The organism is Bradyrhizobium sp. Arg237L (assembly GCF_029990105.1).
In the GTDB taxonomy this organism is placed as follows: Bacteria; Pseudomonadota; Alphaproteobacteria; order Rhizobiales; family Xanthobacteraceae; genus Bradyrhizobium.
The window spans coordinates 1-18,916 of record NZ_JAQMIL010000001.1 but is presented as its reverse complement, the minus strand read 5'-3'; the positions used below and the strand labels follow the sequence as shown (position 1 = coordinate 18,916).

Sequence of the window (18,916 nt, the reverse complement as noted above, 5' to 3'; positions counted from 1 at the left end):
CATCAAGCACTCTACTCGGAATGGTGGGCACGCTTCGCTTTGCCCACCCTACGACGTCGAGTTTGTGTCAGGCTGCCCGCCTAACGTCCACCCACGATCGCGTTGAACACCCGCCTCACCTCACCTTGCGTCTCGCGCACGCCGGCTTCGAGGGCGGAGAAATCCGGCGTGTCGCCTGCCCGCGCCATCACGCGTAGCAGATCGTCACCGGCGGTTTCGGGATTGAATTTGCCGGTCACGCAAAGCCGCAGGATCTGCGTCAGGTCATGATAGAGTCGCGCGGCCGAGCGCAGCACTTCGGCCTCCGACTGGCCGAGCACGCCGAGCTTTGCGGCGTTGTCGAGCACCTGCAATGTGGAAACGCTGAGGATGTCGGGCTTCTCGGCAGCGTGCACGAGCTGCAGATATTGCGCGATGAAATCGATGTCGACGAGGCCGCCTGCGGCGAGCTTCAGGTCCCAGATGTCGTCCTCGCCCTTCTCGAGCGCGATCGCGCGACGCATCTCGACGACGTCGTTGGCGGTGGCGGCCGCATCGCGCTTGCGCGTCAGCACGCGACGGATGATGTCTTCGATCTTCTCGCGGAACGCCGGCGATGACGAGATCACGCGCGCGCGCGTCAGCGCCATGTGCTCCCAGGTCCAGGCCTCGCGCTCCTGATACTCGGCGAATGAATCGAGCCGTGACGCCAGCGGGCCGGCGCGGCCTGACGGGCGCAACCGCATGTCGACCTCGTAGAGCACGCCGTAATTAGTCCGTGTCGTGAAGGCGGAGATCAGGCGCTGGGTGAAGCGGGCAAAATACTGCGCGCCGTGCAGCGCGCGGGCGCCGTCGGAGTCCGGCTGCTCGTGGTCGTAGTCGTAGAGCAGGATCAGGTCGAGGTCGGAGGACGCCGTCATCTCGCGGCTGCCGAGCCTGCCCATGGCGAGAATCGCGGTCTCCTGATCGTTGATGTGGCCGTATTGCGTGGCGAACTGGTCGGTGACAAGGCCATGCACGGTGTGCACGATGCCTTCCGCGACGTCGGCAAAGGCGACGCTCGCCTGCTGCGCCGACACCGTGCCGGAGAGGATCCGCGTGCCGATCAGGAACAAGCTTTCCTGGCCGAACAGCCGCAGGCGATCGAGGAAGTCCTCGTAGGAACCGGCGTCCTTGAGCGTGATCGCGAGCCGCTCCGACAATTCGCGCTGGTCCGGCATCGCGCCGAAGAAGCGCGGATCGATCAGCCCGTCCATGATCTGCGGCTGCCGCGCCAGCATGTCGCCGAGCCGCGGCGCGGCGCCGAGGATCAGCGCCACCAGCGCGACCAGGTCGCGGTTCTGGCTGAGCAGGGTGATCAGCCGCCCGCCCCGCTGCAGTGCCCCGAGGAAACGGTCGAACGCCACAACCGCAGCGTCCGGCTCCTCGGCATGCGCGAGGCCGTCGATCAGGCCCGGAATGAATTCGAGGAAAGCGTTGCGCGTCGCCTCCACGCGCAGCGCGCGATAGTCGCCTTCGATCCATTGCTGCACGGTCTTTGCGACCGCAACCGGCTTCTCGAAGCCGAGACTGACGAGATGCTCGAGCAGCCGCTGGTCTTCAGGGCCGGCGCCGTAGTTCGCCTTCGGCAGCTTTGCCGTGCCGGTCGGCTCGTCGCCCTCGAACAGCTTGGCGTAGTGGCCCTGCACGATGTTGAGATGCGCGAGCAATTCCATCGCAAACGTGGCCCTGCTCGTATAACCGAGGAAATGAGCGAAGCGCTCGATCGCCGCGGGATCCTCCGGCAACGTGTGCGTCTGCTCGTCGGCGATCATCTGCAAGCGATGCTCGACACGGCGCAGGAACTGATAGGCCGCAGCGAGTTCGTCGCGCGCCTCAAAGGTGATCCAGTTGCTGGAGGCGAGCATGGTAAGCGCCTCGAGCGTCGGCCGCACCCGCAATTCCGGATGCCGTCCGCCCGCGATCAACTGCTGGGTCTGGGCAAAGAACTCGATCTCGCGGATGCCGCCGCGGCCGACCTTGACGTTGTGGCCCTCGACCGCGATCTCGCTCTGGCCGCGGTAGGTCTGCATCTGCCGCTTCATGTCGTGGACATCGGCAAGCGCGGCGAAGTCGAGATGCTTGCGCCAGACGAAGGGGGCGATTTCCGCAACCAGCACCTCGCCCGCCTTGCTGTCGCCAGCGCAGGGGCGCGCCTTGATCATCGCGGCGCGTTCCCAGGTCCGCCCTTCCCGCTCGTAATAGTTCAGCGCCGAATCGGTCGAGATCGCGACCTGCGTCGACGCCGGATCAGGCCGCAGCCGCAGGTCGACGCGGAACACATAGCCATCGCCGGAGCGCTGCTGCAGCATGCGCGCCATCGATTGCGTGACGCGGACGAAGAACGGCTGCGGCTCGATGTCGTCGGCCAGCGAGGTCGCGGCCGGATCGTAGAAGACGATGAGATCGATATCGCTGGAATAGTTCAGTTCGCCTGCGCCCATCTTGCCCATCGCAAGCACGATCAGCCCGCTGCCCTCTTCGGGATGGTCGGCGTCGGGCGCACGGAGGCGGCCGCGCGCCATCTCCTGACGCAGCAGGTAGCGCAGCGCCGACTGCACGGAGGCGACCGCAAGGTCGGTCAGCGCGGCGGTGACCCGTGTGACCGGCCAGACGCCGCCGATGTCGCAAAGCGCGATCAGGAGCGCCGCCTCCGCCTTCATGCGGCGGAGCAGTTGCATCACCTCGGCTTCGCCCGAGGCGGCGAACACGTCGTGCGAGGTCTTTTCGATCAGGCCGACCAGATGCGGCTCCGGGTCGCAGGAGAGCAGCCGGATCAGCCGCGCCGGATCGACGCGCACGAGCTCGAACAGGAACGGCGAGCATTCCGCAATACCGAGCAGGATGCGCCTGGCGAAGGGATAGCCGAGCAGTTCGGCGAGCGCAGCCGATTGCGCCGGCTCGAGTTCGGCGAGCCAGTCTGTCAGGCGCTGTTCGGCTTGGATGGGCGCGGACACATACGGTCCGTCCGCGAACCGCGCGGCCAGACGATGTCCCGCGGAGCCCGGCGCGGAAGCATTCATGCCGCCTTCTGTGGCACATCCTGCGTTTGGGCCGCAAGCCTGTCGGCTGCGCCGGCCCGCGCCGGGAGCACCAGCGTCGCGACCAGGCCGGGACGGGCGTCGCCGAGCCTGAGCTCGCCGCCGTGCAGTGTCGCGACCGCCGCGGCTAGGCTCAGCCCGAGCCCGGAACCCGGCAACGTGCGGCTCGCCTCGAGCCGGACGAATCGTTCGACTGCGTGCTTGCGGTCGGCCTCGGGAATGCCGGGACCGTGGTCGGTGACACTGAGCAGCACGGAGTCGGCCTCGCGCCGCGCCTCGATCAGGATTTCCTTGGCTGCGGCGGCCGCCTCCGGGTCGATCGGCTGCACCACCGGCTTGCCATACTTGATCGCGTTCTCGACGAGGTTGGCGAGCGCCTGGCTGATCAATTCACGGTTGCCATGCATCGCACTGGGTGCGGTCTTCACATGCAGGCTCATGCCGTCATCCTCAGCGAGCGGCTCATAGAGCTCATGGATGCCGGCGGCGACGTCGGCCGCGTCGAAATCATCCATGTTGCCGCGCGCCTGCCCGGACTCCGCCCGTGCGATCATCAACAGTGCATTGAAGGTGCGGATCAGGCCATCGGATTCCTCAATGGTGCGCTCCAGCGCCGCCCGGTAATCCGCCTCGCTCCTGGCGCGCGCCAATGCCTCCTCGGCGCGGTTGCGAAGGCGCGTCAACGGCGTCTTGAGGTCGTGGGCGATGTTGTCGGAGACCTCCTTCAGCCCCGTCATCAGCGCCTCGATCCGCTCCAGCATGGCGTTGAGGTTTTCGGCAAGACGATCAAGCTCGTCGCCGCTGCGGCCGACCGGCAGGCGGTCGGAGAGATCGCCGGCCATGATGCGCTGCGCGGTGCCGGTCATGGCATCGATCCGCTGCAGCACCCGCCGCGCGACGAAGATGCCGCCGCCGATGCCGAGCACGACCACGACCAGAATCGACCATTGCGCGGCTTTGGCGACGATGCCGAACAGCCGCCGCCGCTCCTCAAGATCTCGTCCGATCAGCAGCCGGAAACCGTTGGTCATCTCCGTGACGCGCACCAGCGCGCGGTGATCGGTGTTGTCGTTGTCGTCGAGCCGCCGATAGGCCGTCTCGGTCCAGCCCTCCATTCCCATCACGCCCGGCGCCAACGAGCCGACATTGCCGGCGATCGCCTGCCCGTTCGGTGCGGTCACGAGATAGAGGTTGGCGCCCGGCCGCAGCGCCCGGTTGCCGATGGTGAGCGCGAGGCCGCGCAGGCCACGCCGGTTGTAGATCTCGGTGACCTCGCCGACCTCGGCATTGACGGTGGAGGTGATCTGCTCGGTGATGAGGCGGCGCGTATTCCACGCGAAATAGCCGAGCAGCGACGCGGCGAACAGTGCGAACAAGAACAGATAGACCAGCGTCAGCCGGAACGCCGTGGTGCGGATCAGTTTACCGAATGCCGTCACGGATGATGCTACCCAAGCTGTTGCTGCCGCGCGTTGCTGTCTGAGCGTCGTATGCGTTCTGCAAGTTGAGCCAGAGCGTAGCAGACGTATTCAACGCGTCCGCTGTTACCGTATCCCGTCGCGGATCATATACCCCGCGCCGCGGATCGTGTGCAGCAACGGCCGCTCAAAACCCTTGTCGATCTTGGAGCGCAGGCGCGAGATGTGTACGTCGATGACGTTGGTCTGCGGATCGAAGTGATAGTCCCAGACATTCTCGAGCAGCATGGTGCGCGTCACCACCTGGCCTGCATGCTTCATCAGATATTCGAGCAGGCGGAACTCGCGCGGCTGCAGCGTCAGCTCGTCCTTGCCGCGGGCGACGCGGTGCGACAGGCGGTCGAGCTCGAGATCGCCGACCCGATAGACCGTCTCTTCCGCCGGGCCGACATTGCGGCGCGACAGCACTTCGACGCGCGCCAGCAGTTCGGCGAATGAATAGGGTTTCGGCAGGTAGTCGTCGCCGCCGGCGCGCAGGCCCTTGATGCGGTCGTCGACCTGGCCGAGCGCGGAGAGGATCAACACCGGCGTGCGGTTCCCCTTCTCGCGCAGCGTTCCGATCAGGGACAGGCCGTCCCGCTTCGGCAGCATGCGGTCGACGACGAGGACGTCATAGTCGCCGCTTTCGGCCATCGACAGGCCCTCCTCGCCGTCGTCGGCGAGGTCGGCGATATAGCCGACTTCGCGGAACGCCTTGACGAGATAGTCGGCGGATTCGCGATCGTCTTCGATGATCAGGAGGCGCATCTGGGGTGCGGCTAAAGGTGCGGTGGCGGTCACGGGATTGGTTTCCTCTCAGCATGGCGCGGCCGCCCTGCACATGCAAGACGGCCGCGCGCGTTCGCGTTGATTTGCATGATCCTTCCGGAAAACCGGCTTCCGCTTTTCCGGATCATGCTGGAGGGGAAAGAGTGGGCGGTGAAGCTGGGGGACTTCACCGCCCTAGGCCTTCCGACGGAGGGGGGCGCATTCCACCGGAAGGTAGCAAGAGGGGGCGAGCATTGCGGCTCGCTCCCCAGGAAGGGCCGTCGGCGGGGGCGACGATTGCCGGCGACGCCTTCCATCTCTTATTTAACCCTTCGCCAGCGGCACTGCCACAAAGCGCGACGAACCGCCGCTCTTTACACGCATCAAAACGCTGTTCTTGTTGTCGTTCCGTGCGGAGGTGATCGCATCGCGCACATCACCGGCGCTGGTGACGTTCTTGCCGGCGACTTCAAGAATGACATCGCCTTCCTTGAAGCCGCGCTCGGCCGCGGCGCTCTTCGGGTCGACCTCGGTCACCACGACGCCGTCCTTGCCGGCGCCGGCCACGCTGTTGGCGGGGGCCACCGTCAGGCCGAGCTTCGGCACGTCGGTGCCGCGGGAGGAAGAGCCGCGATCGCTGTTGTCGTTATCGGCCTTGGCCTCAACCGTGTTCGGCAACTGGCCGAGCGTGAGGTTGACGGTCTTCTCCTGGCCCTTGTGTAGGACGTTGAGCTTCACCGCATTGCCGGGCGCCAGGCCGCCGATGGTGCGGGCGAGCTCGCGCGCATCCTTGACCGTTTCGCCGTTGACGGCGGTGATGACGTCGCCGGACTCGATGCCGGCCTTGGCCGCCGGACCATTGGCCTGGGGCTCCGCCACCAGCGCGCCTTCGGCCTTCTTCATGCCGAGGCTGTCGGCGATGTCGGAGGTCACCGGCTGGATCTGGACGCCGATCCAGCCGCGGCTGACCGTGCCCTTGTCCTTGAGCTGAGCGACCACGTTCTTCACCGTCGCGGCCGGGATCGAGAAGGCGATGCCGACGCTGCCGCCGGAGGGCGAATAGATCGCGGTGTTGACGCCCATTACCTCACCGGACACGTCGAACGCCGGGCCACCGGAGTTGCCCTTGTTCACGGGCGCGTCGATCTGGATGAAATCGTCGTACGGGCCGTTGCCGATGTCGCGGCCGGAGGCCGAGACGATACCGGCGGTGACCGTGCCGCCGAGCCCGAAGGGGTTGCCGACCGCCAGCACCCAGTCGCCGATCCGCGGCTTGGTGTCGGACAGCTTGGCGAACGGGAAGTTGGAACCACCCTCGACCTTGATCAGCGCGAGGTCGGTACGCGGATCGGTGCCGATCACCTTGGCCGAATAGGTCTTGCCGTCATCGGTCGTGACCTCGACCTTATCAGCGCCGTCAACGACATGGTTGTTGGTCACCGCAAAGCCGTCAGCCGAAATGAAGAAACCCGAACCCTGGCCGGTCACGATACCACGGCCACGCGGTCCGCCGCGCATGCCCGGGGGGAGCCCATCCTGTCCACCGAAGCGACGGAAGAAACGCTCCATCGGCGAACCCGGCGGGAACGGCGAGTCCTCATTGCTGTCGTCCTTGGCGAGCTTCTCGCCGATATTGACCTTGACCGAAATCACCGACGGCTTCACGCGCTCGACAATGTCGGCAAAGCCGACCGGCTGCTGAACCTTGCGGACCTCGTTGTTGACCTGCGCCTGCGCCGGGCTGGCGAACAGATCGCTCGGCGTGTGCTGCGGGCTCAAGCCATAGGCGGCGACGCCGAGGCCGGCGACGACCGAAGCCATCAACGCAAATCTGCGGGCCGAGAACAGCGAACGCCGCGGCGCGCCGTAAGACGGCAGAGACGAAAGATCGGTGGGTCGTTCGGTCATTCTAAAAATCTCCAAGAGCCAGAATTCGAAAGGTGCGGGGGCAAGCACCGGACGTGTTTAAACATGGGGGCGTCAGCCTTACGGCGCGCTGGCTGCGGAATTAAACTTTTGTAATAGAGACGAGACCGGGTGCGGCAGAATATCGCAGCTCCGCCAATGAGTTAGCCGCGAGCTGCAGCGCTTGCGGCTAACTCCGCCCGGAGGGTTCCGGGGTCGCAAAATCGCGAGCGGTCAGACCGCCCTGACGCTGGCAATGAAACCCTCGACTTCGCGCTTGAGGATATCCGCCTGCTGCGACAGGTCGACCGCGGAATCCTTGGCCTCGCCGGCCATGCGGCCGGTGTCGGACGAGGTGGTGGTGATCTGGACGATGTGGTTGGTCACGTCCATGGTTCCCCTCGCCGCGTCCTGGACGTTCCTGGAGATGTCCTGGGTGGCGTTGCGCTGGCGTGCAGTGTCGACGTCGATGCCCGACATGATCGAGCTGATTTCGGCGATCGTGTTCGAGATCCCGTCGATGGCGCCGCGCGTTTCCGCCGTGATTGCCTGGATGCTCGCGACCTGCTGCGAGATCTCTTCGGTCGCCTTGCTGGTCTGGCTCGCGAGGTTCTTCACCTCGGAGGCGACCACCGCAAATCCCTTGCCGGCCTCGCCGGCACGCGCGGCTTCGATGGTGGCGTTGAGCGCCAACAGGTTGGTCTGCGAGGCAACCGTCTGGATCAACTGCACGACGGCCCCGATCTTCTCGGCCGCGTCCGAGAGCGCGTGGATGGTGTCGGCGCTCTGGCGCGCCTGCGCCACCGCGCCCTCGGCGCGCTGGGTGGCGTCGGTGACGCGCTGGCTGATCGCCGCGATCGAGGTCGTCATCTGCTCAGTGGAAGTCGCCACCGTCTGGACGCTGGTGCTGGCCTGGCCGGCGGCGCTGGCAACCGCGCTCGCCTTCTGGCTGGTCTCGTTGGCGGCACGCGACAGCGTTTCGGCGTTACCCCTGAGGCGAACGGCCGATGCCGCGACGCTGCCGACGACATTGGCGACGAGGCCGTTGAAGTCGCGGATCTTCTCGTCGAGGTAGCGGGTACGCTCGCGCTGGTTGTGGGCGTCGCGCAGTTCCTGGTCGGTTAGCCGCTGGCGTTCGATCCCGTTGGTCTTGAACACTTCGAGCGCGCCCGCGAGCAGTCCGATTTCATTGCTCCTGCCGAGGCCCGGAATCGGCGTCTCGTACTTCTGCTCGGCCACCTCGCGCATCGCATGCACCATGCCAGCCAGCGGCCGCATGACGCCGTCCCGAACGGCGAAATAGGTCGTCAGGCAAACCGTAAGCGCGATCACAGCGATCGCACCGCAGGCGATCAGGAAGTAGGAGAACGCGGTCTGCGCTTCCTGATAGATCTGCATGGCGTGCTCGCGGCCTGGACCGCTCAGCGATTTGAACTCAGCGGCAAGCGCCGTGATCTCGTTGTTGAGGTAGAGCACGGCGATGAAGCCCGTGCCGCCGCCGATCCCAAGCAGCACCAGAAGCGCAATGACGACGGATGCGACGAGGAAGCGGATAGTCAAATTGCTGTTGGAAAACATCGGCTTGCTCAAGAGCGTTATGACGAAGCATCATCACGCTCTATCTCTTTGTGAACACGATCTTCGCAGGTCATGCTCTGGACGAAGGGGCGAGGCCAAGTTCCGCACAAAAGGTCAAGATTAGATGAATGCTGCGGCAGAAGCCGAAAGGTATGGACCTACGTAGCAGTACGTAGGTCAGGTCCGCCTTTCCTCCGGCGCTTCCTCCGACATCAGCGCAGCCAACCGGCTCTCCTCTTCGGGGGTGAGATGGGCGCCGGTTGTGGCGGCCGCCGGGGCGGCTGGCCGGCGGCGGCCAAGCCGCCAAAGCGCCACGCCGCCTCCGACCAGTACCAGCGGCGGCACCAGCCAGAGCAGCAGCGTATGCGGATTGAAGCGCGGCTTCAGCAGCACGAATTCGCCGTAGCGCGCCACCAGGAAATCGATCACCTGCCGGTCGCTGTCGCCGGCCGCGATCCGCTCGCGGACCAGGATGCGCAGGTCGCGCGCCAGCGGCGCCTCGGAATCGTCGATCGACTGGTTCTGGCACACCATGCAGCGCAGCTCGCGCGACAGCTCCCGCGCCCGGGCTTCCTTGGCGGAATCGGCCATGATCTCGTCGGGCTGCACGGCGAACGCCGCCGGTGCGCCGAGCAACACGGCGACCACCAGCGCACAAACGGCAAGCGCCTTTCGCATCACTCCGCCGCCTGCAATGCGCGCGCGGCCCTGGCCGGCTTTGGCGCGCCGACGCGCAGGCGCCGGTCGGACAGCGACAAGAAGCCGCCAAAGGCCATCAGTACCGGGCCGAACCAGATCAAGAGCACCATGGGCTTGTGATAGATGCGCACGGCTATGCCGCCATCGGCGGCGATATCGCCGAGCGAGATATAGAGCTGGCTCACCCCACGCGTCAGCAGCGCGGCCTCGGTGGTGGACGCGCCACGCGTGGTGAAATTGCGCTTCGACGGGGTCATGACGCTGAGGGTCTTGCCGTCGAGGCCGACCGTGAACCTCGCCACCATTTCGCGGAAATTCGGCCCCTGGCGCTGGCCGAGATCGTCGAGCTTCAATTCGTAGCCGGCGACTTTCGCGGAATCGCCCGGCTTCATGGTGCCGATATATTCGCTGTTCCAGGTGGTCTCGCAGACGATCCCGATCAGGGCGATCCCGACGCCGGCATGGGCGAACGCCGTGCCCCAGGCCGCGCGCGGCAGGCCGCGCGCCCGCTGCACGGAGGTGCCGAACGGAAGCCGGAACAGTCCGATGCGCTCGGCGAGGTCGGTGAGCGCGCCGGCGACGACGAATACCGCAAGCCCGATCGCGAGCGGCGCAAAGGTGCTGCCGCCATGCGTCCAGGCCCACAGCACCGCGATCGCAATCAGCGCGGCGATGCCGGCCGCGGTCAGGCGCTGCGCGGCGCCAAGCAGGTCGCCGCGCTTCCACGCCAGCAAGGGGCCGAACGGCACGGCGATCATCAACGGCACGAACAGCGGCCCGAAGGTCAGGTTGAAGAACGGCGCGCCGACCGAGATCTTGTCGCCGGTCAGGACCTCGAGCGCCAGCGGATAGAGCGTGCCGATGAACACGGTCGCGCAGGCCGTGGTCAGGAACAGGTTATTGAGCACCAGCGCACCCTCGCGCGAGATCGGCGCGAACAGGCCGCCCTGCTTCAAGGACGCCGCCCGGGCCGCATAAAGCGACAGGCTGCCGCCGATGAAAAGGCAGAGGATCAAGAGGATGAACACGCCGCGCGCCGGATCGGTCGCAAATGCGTGCACCGAGGTCAGGACGCCGGAGCGCACCAGGAAAGTGCCGAGCAAGGACAGCGAGAAGGTCAGGATCGACAGCAGGATGGTCCAGACCTTTAGCGCGTTCCGCTTCTCCATCACGACCGCCGAATGCAACAGCGCGGTGCCGGCGAGCCAGGGCATCAGCGAGGCGTTCTCGACGGGATCCCAGAACCACCAGCCGCCCCAGCCGAGCTCGTAATAGGCCCAGTACGAGCCCATCGCGATACCGAGCGTGAGGAAGATCCAGGCCAGCAGCGTCCACGGCCGCACCCAGCGCGCCCAGGCGGCATCGATGCGGCCCTCGATCAGGGCGGCGACCGCGAAGGAGAACGAAATCGAGAAGCCGACATAGCCGAGATAGAGCATCGGCGGATGCACGGCGAGGCCGATATCCTGCAGCACCGGGTTCAGATCCCTACCCTCGATCGGCGGATTGGCGATGCGCAGGAACGGATTCGAGGTGAGCAGGATGAAGAGATAGAAGGCGCTCGCGATCCAGGCCTGCACGGCGAGCACATGCGCGCGCAGCGTCAGCGGCAGGTTGTTGCCGAAGGCGGCGACGAGGCCGCCGAACAGCGCCAGGATCGACACCCAGAGCAGCATCGATCCCTCGTGGTTACCCCAGACGCCGGTGATCTTGTAGATCAGCGGCTTCATCGAGTGCGAGTTCTCGAACACGTTGGCGACGGAGAAATCCGAGGTCACGTGCAGCGTCACCAGCGCGATGAACGAGGCGCCCACGAACAGGAGCTGCGCGAGCGCTGTGGAGCGCGCGACGTTCATCAGCGCGACATCGCCCCAGCGGGCCCCAAGCATCGGCACGACCGACTGGATCAGCGCCAGCCCGAGCGCCAGCACCAGCGCGTAATGTCCGGCTTCCGCGATCAACGCATCGCCCCCTGCACCGGCTGCGGCTCGGCCGAGGCGCTGGGCTTGCCGTAATCGTCCTTCCAGTGGCCCTGCTTCTTCAGGGCGTCGGCGACCTCCTTGGGCATGTAGGTCTCGTCATGCTTTGCGAGCACGGTGTCGGCGCGGAACACGCCGGATTGATCGAGCGCGCCCTCGGCGACGACGCCCTGCCCTTCGCGGAACAGGTCCGGCAGAATTCCCTTGTAGGCAACCGGCAGCGTGGCGCTGCCGTCGGCGACCTCAAACGTCACCGCGAGGTTGTCGCCGCGCTTGAGCGAGCCGGGCTGCACAAGGCCGCCGAGGCGGAACCGCTTCCCGGCGGAGATGTGCTTTTCGGCAACCATCGAGGGCGTGGAGAAGAACACGATGGAATCGCGCAAGGCGCTGAGCACCAGCGCAGCCGCCACTGCGAGCACCGCCAGCGAGCCGCCGATCATCACCAAACGCCGCTGCTTACGCGTCATGGTTCCCTATGGTCCTGTCTGTGCACATGTTAGCCATCCAGCCCGAGATTCTTCAGGCCTTCATTGAGCTGGCGCAAGCGTTCGGCATCGTTGGCAACCGCCTGGCGGGCATCGGTGAGCGCCGCAACCGCCTTGTCTCGCTCACCCATCACCATATAGGCGCGCACCAGCCGCAGCCATCCCTCGACATCGTTGCCGTCCTGCTTCAGGCGCGTGGCGAGCCGGTCGACCATGCCGCGGATCATCGCGGAACGGTCGTCCGCGCCCATGTCCTTGGCCGCGGCCATGGTCTCGTCTGACAGCGCTGGCGCGACGACACCGCCGCCGACCCGCGTCAGCGAGGCCTGCACCAGCGATCGCCACGGCGCATCCGCCGGCGCCTTGGCGAGCATCCCGCGCCAGATCGAAGCTGCGTCCGCCTTGCGGCCGTCCTGCTCGGCGGCGAGTCCGAGGAAGTAGTTCGCCTTGGGATCGTCGGCGTTTTGCGCCAAGGCGCGCTCGAATTCGGCCTTGGCCTCCGCGGTGACGACACCGCCGGCCACACCAGTCAGCGCTTCGCCAAGATCGGCGCGCCGTTCCGAACTGTCGCCGTTATAGGTGATCGAATTGCGATAGGCGCGCACCGCGTCGTCGTAACGGCCGAGCCTGGAGAGCACCGGCGCCAGCACGTTCCAGCCGCGTCCATCGGTCGGATTCTTCTCAAGATGCGCTTCCACCTGCGCCACCAGATTGGCGAGCGGCTGATTGACGTCTGCCATGCGGCTGCGCGCGGCGAGCGGAAAATCGCCGAGCTGCGGCGAGCCCAGCGCGAGATAGAACGCCGCGGCCATCACCGGCAGTCCGACCAGCGCGGCCACGGCGGCCGAACGCCGCAGCGGCAGGTTGGCTTTCGGCGCCACCGCAGCCTCACTGTCCGCGGCGGCAAGCAAGCGTCGACCGATCTCGACCCGCGCCGCTTCGGCTTCCGACGCTCCGATCAAGCCTGAGGCGAGATCGCGCTCGATCTCGGCGAGTTGGTCCTTGTAGACATTGGCCTCGCTGCCGCCGGATGTCGCAGGCGTCGCGCGACCAAGCGGCCAAAGCACGGCGAAGATCGCCGCGACCGTCATCAGCGCGAACACAAACCACAGTGTCATCAACGAGTTCCCGGGCGAACGGCACCGAAAGCTGGTACCGATGTGCCGCTTTACACTACCGGCGGGAAGAGGAGCAATTGACAATTGCTGGATCGGAACCGCCCTCCGTAACCGACCGGAGGGCGAAATTGCGGGAGCAACCGTATTTTCGCGTGAACCCGATATCGGTTCGCAGAAGGAAAACCGTCAAAATGAGGATCAGCCGGCGCGGGACGACTTGCGCTCGCCGGTCATGGCGTTTTCCGCGGCGCGGTTCATCAGCGAAGCGTAGTCATGGCCGAACAGGACCTCGCAGAACCGGATCGCTGCGCTGGCCTGTTGCTGCCGATAGCCGCGCACCCGATGGTCACCGGCGCGCAAGGACTGCACCAGCGCCTCCGTGGACTGCTCGACATATTGCTGCAGGTCGGAATAGGTGCGCAGCGTCACCTCGTTGATGGCAAGCTCGCTCGCATAGGTGCGGCACACCGCAACGAAATCGATGAGGGCGGCGACCTCCTCGACTTCGGTCGGGTCGATCCGGGCGGCGGCGGAGATATCCTTGTCCGGGCGCTGGCGCAGGATGCGGCGGACCCGGCCGGAAACGCTGTCGATCTCCGATTGCAGCGAGTTGGAGATGTCGGCCCGGATCGAGGTCAGTTGCTTGCCCCAGGTGGATTCGTTGCGCAAATCGAGCTCCGTACGCAGGCCGCGCACACCGTCATGCAGCGTCTTCAGTTGATCCCCGACATTGTCGAGATGACCGCGCCGGATGTCGCTGCGCAAGCAGGCCGCGAGATAGGAGAGATCGTGCAAGGCGATCGTGACGGCGACGCCATAGGGCGTAGCGGCGACGCGGATCTCGTCGTCGGAAGCCGCCATCTTGATCGCGAGGCGGATGATCTGCCAGGGCGCGACCAGGCGCTGCATCACCAGCGACAGCGCGAACGGAAGCAATTGCGGCGTCTGCAGCGAAGGGACGTTGAGCGCCGCGGTGACGGAGGCGATCTGGGTTTCGCCGAACATCCGGAGCTGGCTGGGAAGCCGGCTGCCGAGCGTCTCCAGCGCCTCGCGCGTGCGCAACACCAGCCCGATCGACACCAGGTCTTCGACCACATTGGGCGGGCCGACGCGCGACAGCGCCCGCTGCTTGTCATCGCCCGGGACTGGCGTCGCGACCTTGACGACCGCCTCCGCTGCGGCGAGCTGGTATTTGCGGGCTGCGGCTTCGGCGGCCGAAGTTGCGCCACTGTCATGCGCCTTCACAAGCGCGGCCTCGAATTCGCGGGTCGCATCAGGCGCGCCTTCACGGCCGAGCCACTGCCATATCGGCAGCAGCGAGGTGCGGCGGACCTGTCCCGGCCGGATCGGGAAATTGCCTTCGGCCAGGAACGGCTCGAGCGGACGGAACAGCAGGCGCGCCGGATCATCGCCGCGGGGGCGCGTCGCCTCCTCCTCGGCCCGGCGCACGATCTTGCGTAACTGCTCGAGCACGAGGGTGGCGACGTTGACGTCCTCGCCGCGCTCCACCGCGCGCTCGAACTCGCGCATCAGCAGCGCCTGCGATTGCGGCGGAAGCTGCGCGAGATAATCCCTCAGCCGCTCGATTGGTGTCTGGCTCATGGGCCTGGGGTGATTGAGTGCTTGTGATGGCGACGCAGAAGCGCATCGGCTCGGCATGATAGGAGGGCGCGCGTTAAGAAGGCGTTTAGGAAATGATGCACGGGCGCCCCTCGCGGCGGCTCCCCGGCTTTCAAACGCCCGGCAATTCCAGCTCCGCCCGCAAGCCGCCGATCGGCGCATTGCGGAGCGATAGGCTGCCGCCGTAGAGGCCTGCGAGATCGGTGACGATTGAAAGCCCGAGCCCCGAGCCCGGCTTGGATTCGTCGAGCCGCTGGCCGCGCCGCGACACCTGGGCGCGCTCGGCGGCCGACAAGCCGCGCCCGTCGTCGTCGACGATAATATGCAACCGCGGGCCCGCACCCGGCTCCGCCGGCGGCTCGACCAGGACCTCGATGAAGACCTGAGAGGCCGCCCATTTGCAGGCATTGTCGACGAGGTTGCCGGCCATCTCCTCGAGATCCTGGCGCTCGCCGCGGAATTTCGCCGATGGGTCGGCCTTCAGCTCGATGGTGATGTCGCGGTCGCGGTGGATCTTTTCCATGGTTCGCTGCAGCGCCTCGAACGCTGGTGCCACTTCGGTGACGGTGGCGACGATGGTGACGCGCGCGGCGATGCGGGCGCGCTCCAGGTGATGGGTGACCTGGTCGCGCATCACCACGGCCTGCTCCAGCACCTTGGCGGCAAAGGGATCGGCGGCATGCGTCGCGGCCTCGTTGACGATCACCGACAAGGGCGTCTTGACCGCGTGGGCGAGATTGCCGACATGGGTGCGCGCGCGCTCGACGATCTCGCGGTTGGCGTCGATCAGCGCGTTGGTCTCGCGCGCGAGCGGCGCGATCTCCACCGGAAACTTGCCTTCGAGCCGTTCGGCGCGGCCGGAGCGGATATCGGCGATCGCCTCCGAAATGCGCTTGAGCGGCGCCAGGCCGAAACGGACCTGGAAGATCGTAGTCAGCAACAGCACGATGCCAAGCGAGGTGAAGGTGCCGCCGAGGTAGTAGTCGAAGCTGCGCGTCTCGTCGAATATCTCGCTGGCGTCGCCGGCGACGCCGACCAGGAACCTGCCGTCGCTGCCAAGATCGACCGGACGCTCGACCATGCGCAGCGTCTGTCCCTCGGGGCCATCGACATAGCCGATGCGAATGCCGGCGGGGGTCAGCTCAAAACCCTGATCCTCCAGTTTCGGCAGTTTCTTGTCCCACAGCGAGCGCGAAGCGCGCGTCTCGCCCTTTTCCACGTCGGTGCGCAGGATCTGCCAGTACCAGCCGGACAGCGGCAGTTCGAACAGCGGTTCGCCGAGCTGGAACTGGTGGTCCGCCGGCTCGTCAGGCGTGGCGACCTCGGCGATCAGGGTGCGGAGATAGAGGTTGAGGCGACGGTCGAAGGCACGCTCCGTCGCATCACGATACACCGAGGACAGGATGAAGCCGGTGATCGCCAGGATCACCACCAGCCATGCGGTCGCCGACAGGAACAGGCGGGTGGCGAGCGAGCTTCCACGCATCAGAACATGATCCCGAAAAGGCTGGCCCCGCATTTGATGCGGGGTGGGCACCGGTTTTCGGATAAGATCATGCTGCGATCAAAAAGTAAGCCCGGCGACCAGCGGCGCCGGGGCGGTTACGCGCCGCTCGGCGGCGGCGTCAGGAGATAGCCGAGGCCGCGGACGGTCTGGATGATGTCGACGTCGAGTTTCTTGCGGATGCGTCCGACGAACACTTCGATGGTGTTGGAGTCGCGGTCGAAGTCCTGGTCATAGAGATGCTCGACCAGCTCGGTGCGCGACACCACGCGCCCGGTGTGGTGCATCAGATAGGCCAGCAGCCGGTATTCGTGCGAGGTCATCTTCACCGGGTTGCCGGAGACGCTGACACGGCCGGTGCGGGTATCCAGTGTCACCGGGCCGCAGGTCAATTCGGACTGGGCGTGGCCGGTCGAGCGACGCAGCAGGGCACGAATGCGCGCCAAAATCTCTTCCATGTGGAAGGGCTTTGCGACGTAATCGTCGGCGCCGGCGTCGAAACCTTGCACCTTGTCGCTCCAGCGGTCGCGCGCGGTCAGGATCAAGACCGGCATGGCGCGGCCGTTGCGTCGCCAGGCTTCCAGCACCGAGATGCCGTCCATCTTCGGCAGACCGATGTCGAGGACGACGGCATCGTAGGGCTCGCTGTCGCCGAGATAGTGCCCCTCCTCGCCGTCGAAAGCACGATCGACCACATAGCCGGCATCCGTCAGCGCGGTCGTAAGCTGGCGATTGAGATCCGGATCATCCTCAACGACGAGTAGGCGCAATTTGGCCTCCGATGGCGAGTCGCAGCTTAGCTAAGATGAGACCCACCGGCGTGAACGGGCTATGAACAAGATGAACGGTGTCATGTTACTTTTTGTTCATTTCCGCGGCTTGATAGCAGATTTGGACCGGCTGAACAGCCGCCGGGTTAACGATATCGGCTGATAGCGCTGCCATACGTGCGGCAGCGATCGTGCGTGGGTTGAGCTCGGCCCCGTTTTTGCTTAGCAACAACCTATGAATCAACGACTGTCCCTGGGCGCCGCCTGGCTGGTGCTCGCCTTCATCGCCTTCGCGACGCTTTCCCCGCTTCAAGACCGCCCTGTCGTCGCAGGTCCCCAGTTCGAGCATTTCACAGCGTTCGCGCTGATGGGATTTGCATTCGTGCGGGCCTATCCCAACCGGCTGGTCTTGATCATCGCAGTCGTCATCGGCAGCGCGTTCGCGCTGGAAGCCCTGCAACTGCTGACGCCGGATCGGCACGGCCGCCTCGTCGACGCGCTGGTCAAGGCCGGCGGCGGGCTCTCCGGGATTGCCATCGCCCATTTCGCGGAATTGCTGCTGCGCGGCCCGCTCAACCGGTTCAAGGGAATACGCCCCGACGGTGCGCAGGAGCCGCCGTCGGCGCTGCGGCCTTGAGCATGATCCGGAAAAGTGGAGACCGGTTTTCCCTCGCGACAAACGCGGAGCGTTTGCGCTGAGCGCTTAGGGTTAAAACAGACGTCACATTGAAATGCCACGATCGTCCGGATAACCTCGGCCGCATGGCGATGCATTGCTGGCATGAGGCTTGCTTCGTCGACAATTTGCAGCGTCCGGTGGATTGAATTTCGAAAATGAGTTTTCAGCTCGTATGCATTGAATGCGACAGCATCGGCGTGGTGATCGACGATGGTGAGCTCGCCCCGCCCTCCGCGATCGTTAAATGCAGCCATTGTTCGGCCGCGCGCGGCACGCTCGGCGAATTGCGCAGCCTGGCGCTATCAGACCGGCGCGATTTGTTCGACGTCGGCTTGGGCCTCGGCACGACGGGTGCGGCGGTCTAGCTGAGGCGTTTCTATTTCGCGATGAAGGACCGCGTGGGTCGCGCTGGGCGCGTCGTGCAATCGCGATGATGCTGTCTCGATTTGATCTCCCGAACAACTGACTGTCTCTCAGAAAGACGACTGCATGTTTCCAAGACCAAAACCGGTGCTCCTCCCGAACACTTATGCCTTCGAATCCGAGCCGATGGTGAAGCCGACCGGGTTTCGCGAATATGACGCGCGCTGGCTGTTCGGCAAGGAAATCAATTTGATGGGCGTGCAGGCGCTGGGCATGGGGCTCGGCGCGCTGATCGCGGAACTCGGGGTCAAGCAGGAGATCGTGACCGGCCACGATTTCCGCGGCTATTCCGCCTCGATCAAATATGCGTTGATCTCCGGGTTGATGGCTGCGGGCTGCAAGGTGCACGACATCGGGCTCGCGGTGACGCCGATGGCCTATTTCGCCCAGTTCGACCTCGACGTGCCCTGCGTCGCGATGGTGACCGCCTCCCACAACGACAATGGCTGGACCGGGGTCAAGATGGGCGCCAATCGCCCGCTGACCTTCGGCCCCGACGAGATGACGCGATTGAAGGAGATCGTGCTCGGCGCCAGCTTCAACAACACGGCCGGCGGCGCGTATCAATTCCACGAGAATTTTCCGGCGCGCTACATCGCCGACCTCACCGACCGGGCGAAGCTGACGCGCAAGCTCAAGGTGGTGGCCGCCTGCGGCAACGGCACCGCCGGCGCCTTTGCACCGCAGGTGCTGGAGGCGATCGGCTGCGAGGTGATCCCGCTCGACACCGAGCTCGACCATACCTTTCCGAAATACAATCCGAACCCGGAAGACATGGAGATGCTGCACGCGATCCGCGATGCGGTCTTGCAGCACAAGGCCGATGTCGGTCTCGGCTTCGATGGCGACGGCGACCGCTGCGGCGTGGTCGA

At 65.6% G+C, this 18,916-nt stretch carries 14 protein-coding genes and 1 pseudogene; 3 read left to right on the top strand and 12 right to left on the bottom strand.

Annotated features, from left to right (window positions below; all coding sequences use genetic code 11):
- Nucleotides 1-80: 80 nt before the first annotated feature.
- From OZ411_RS00075 to OZ411_RS00020, 12 genes are all read right to left on the bottom strand, one after another.
- Complete coding sequence (locus OZ411_RS00075; protein ID WP_282526274.1) at nt 81-3,041, bottom strand: bifunctional [glutamine synthetase] adenylyltransferase/[glutamine synthetase]-adenylyl-L-tyrosine phosphorylase; 2,961 nt, start codon at nt 3,039-3,041, stop codon at nt 81-83.
- Nucleotides 3,038-4,498: an ATP-binding protein gene (locus OZ411_RS00070; protein WP_282526273.1), complete on the bottom strand. Its 1,461-nt coding sequence runs from the start codon at nt 4,496-4,498 to the stop codon at nt 3,038-3,040. Before OZ411_RS00070 ends, OZ411_RS00075 begins: the two co-directional genes overlap by 4 nt.
- A gap of 105 nt (nt 4,499-4,603) precedes the next feature.
- The gene (locus tag OZ411_RS00065) at nt 4,604-5,284 is read right to left on the bottom strand and encodes a response regulator transcription factor (protein WP_027581499.1); all 681 of its coding nucleotides are present in this window, start codon (nt 5,282-5,284) and stop codon (nt 4,604-4,606) included.
- A 324-nt stretch (nt 5,285-5,608) separates the two neighbouring features.
- On the bottom strand, nt 5,609-7,192 hold the full coding sequence (locus OZ411_RS00060; protein ID WP_282526272.1) for a Do family serine endopeptidase: 1,584 nt from the start codon (nt 7,190-7,192) through the stop codon (nt 5,609-5,611).
- 231 nt (nt 7,193-7,423) lie between these two features.
- On the bottom strand, nt 7,424-8,767 hold the full coding sequence (locus tag OZ411_RS00055; RefSeq protein ID WP_282526271.1) for a methyl-accepting chemotaxis protein: 1,344 nt from the start codon (nt 8,765-8,767) through the stop codon (nt 7,424-7,426).
- A 177-nt stretch (nt 8,768-8,944) separates the two neighbouring features.
- Nucleotides 8,945-9,445: a cytochrome c-type biogenesis protein gene (locus OZ411_RS00050; protein WP_282526270.1), complete on the bottom strand. Its 501-nt coding sequence runs from the start codon at nt 9,443-9,445 to the stop codon at nt 8,945-8,947.
- The gene (locus OZ411_RS00045; protein WP_282526269.1) at nt 9,445-11,427 is read right to left on the bottom strand and encodes a heme lyase CcmF/NrfE family subunit; all 1,983 of its coding nucleotides are present in this window, start codon (nt 11,425-11,427) and stop codon (nt 9,445-9,447) included. Before OZ411_RS00045 ends, OZ411_RS00050 begins: the two co-directional genes overlap by 1 nt.
- Nucleotides 11,424-11,912 carry a cytochrome c maturation protein CcmE gene (gene ccmE / locus OZ411_RS00040; RefSeq protein ID WP_130227469.1) on the bottom strand — a complete coding sequence of 163 codons (489 nt, stop codon included), beginning with the start codon at nt 11,910-11,912 and terminating at the stop codon, nt 11,424-11,426. The genes OZ411_RS00045 and ccmE overlap by 4 nt, the downstream gene beginning before the upstream one ends.
- Nucleotides 11,913-11,941: 29 nt before the next feature.
- Nucleotides 11,942-13,048 (bottom strand): c-type cytochrome biogenesis protein CcmI, encoded by a 1,107-nt coding sequence (gene ccmI / locus OZ411_RS00035; protein ID WP_282526268.1) that lies wholly within the window; start codon nt 13,046-13,048, stop codon nt 11,942-11,944.
- A gap of 198 nt (nt 13,049-13,246) precedes the next feature.
- Nucleotides 13,247-14,650, bottom strand: a complete 1,404-nt coding sequence (locus OZ411_RS00030; RefSeq protein ID WP_282526267.1) for a hypothetical protein — start codon at nt 14,648-14,650, stop codon at nt 13,247-13,249.
- Between the two features lie 130 nt (nt 14,651-14,780).
- Complete coding sequence (locus OZ411_RS00025) at nt 14,781-16,154, bottom strand: sensor histidine kinase (RefSeq protein ID WP_282526266.1); 1,374 nt, start codon at nt 16,152-16,154, stop codon at nt 14,781-14,783.
- Between the two features lie 116 nt (nt 16,155-16,270).
- Entirely contained in the window at nt 16,271-16,942 is a 672-nt protein-coding gene (locus OZ411_RS00020; RefSeq protein ID WP_282526265.1) for a response regulator transcription factor, read from the bottom strand.
- 235 nt (nt 16,943-17,177) lie between these two features.
- On the opposite strand from OZ411_RS00020, the gene OZ411_RS00015 reads away from it, so the two are divergent.
- The 3 genes and pseudogenes from OZ411_RS00015 to OZ411_RS00005 form a co-directional block, all read left to right on the top strand.
- Nucleotides 17,178-17,579, top strand: coding sequence for a VanZ family protein (locus tag OZ411_RS00015; RefSeq protein ID WP_282526264.1), 402 nt, complete (start codon nt 17,178-17,180; stop codon nt 17,577-17,579).
- A gap of 197 nt (nt 17,580-17,776) precedes the next feature.
- Nucleotides 17,777-17,986 carry a hypothetical protein gene (locus tag OZ411_RS00010; protein WP_130584128.1) on the top strand — a complete coding sequence of 70 codons (210 nt, stop codon included), beginning with the start codon at nt 17,777-17,779 and terminating at the stop codon, nt 17,984-17,986.
- 124 nt (nt 17,987-18,110) lie between these two features.
- Nucleotides 18,111-18,916: pseudogene (locus OZ411_RS00005) on the top strand (phosphomannomutase/phosphoglucomutase); the annotation flags it as partial.

What these genes read in the sequence shown, in the direction of transcription:
- OZ411_RS00075 (WP_282526274.1), bottom strand. Translation starts at nt 3,041, where the DNA reads ATGAATGCTTCCGCGCCGGGCTCCGCGGGACATCGTCTGGCCGCGCGG.
- OZ411_RS00065 (WP_027581499.1), bottom strand. Translation starts at nt 5,284, where the DNA reads ATGCGCCTCCTGATCATCGAAGACGATCGCGAATCCGCCGACTATCTC.
- OZ411_RS00060 (WP_282526272.1), bottom strand. Translation starts at nt 7,192, where the DNA reads ATGACCGAACGACCCACCGATCTTTCGTCTCTGCCGTCTTACGGCGCG.
- OZ411_RS00055 (WP_282526271.1), bottom strand. Translation starts at nt 8,767, where the DNA reads ATGTTTTCCAACAGCAATTTGACTATCCGCTTCCTCGTCGCATCCGTC.
- OZ411_RS00050 (WP_282526270.1), bottom strand. Translation starts at nt 9,445, where the DNA reads ATGCGAAAGGCGCTTGCCGTTTGTGCGCTGGTGGTCGCCGTGTTGCTC.
- ccmE (WP_130227469.1), bottom strand. Translation starts at nt 11,912, where the DNA reads ATGACGCGTAAGCAGCGGCGTTTGGTGATGATCGGCGGCTCGCTGGCG.
- ccmI (WP_282526268.1), bottom strand. Translation starts at nt 13,048, where the DNA reads ATGACACTGTGGTTTGTGTTCGCGCTGATGACGGTCGCGGCGATCTTC.
- OZ411_RS00030 (WP_282526267.1), bottom strand. Translation starts at nt 14,650, where the DNA reads ATGAGCCAGACACCAATCGAGCGGCTGAGGGATTATCTCGCGCAGCTT.
- OZ411_RS00025 (WP_282526266.1), bottom strand. Translation starts at nt 16,154, where the DNA reads ATGCGTGGAAGCTCGCTCGCCACCCGCCTGTTCCTGTCGGCGACCGCA.
- OZ411_RS00015 (WP_282526264.1), top strand. Translation starts at nt 17,178, where the DNA reads ATGAATCAACGACTGTCCCTGGGCGCCGCCTGGCTGGTGCTCGCCTTC.
- OZ411_RS00010 (WP_130584128.1), top strand. Translation starts at nt 17,777, where the DNA reads ATGAGTTTTCAGCTCGTATGCATTGAATGCGACAGCATCGGCGTGGTG.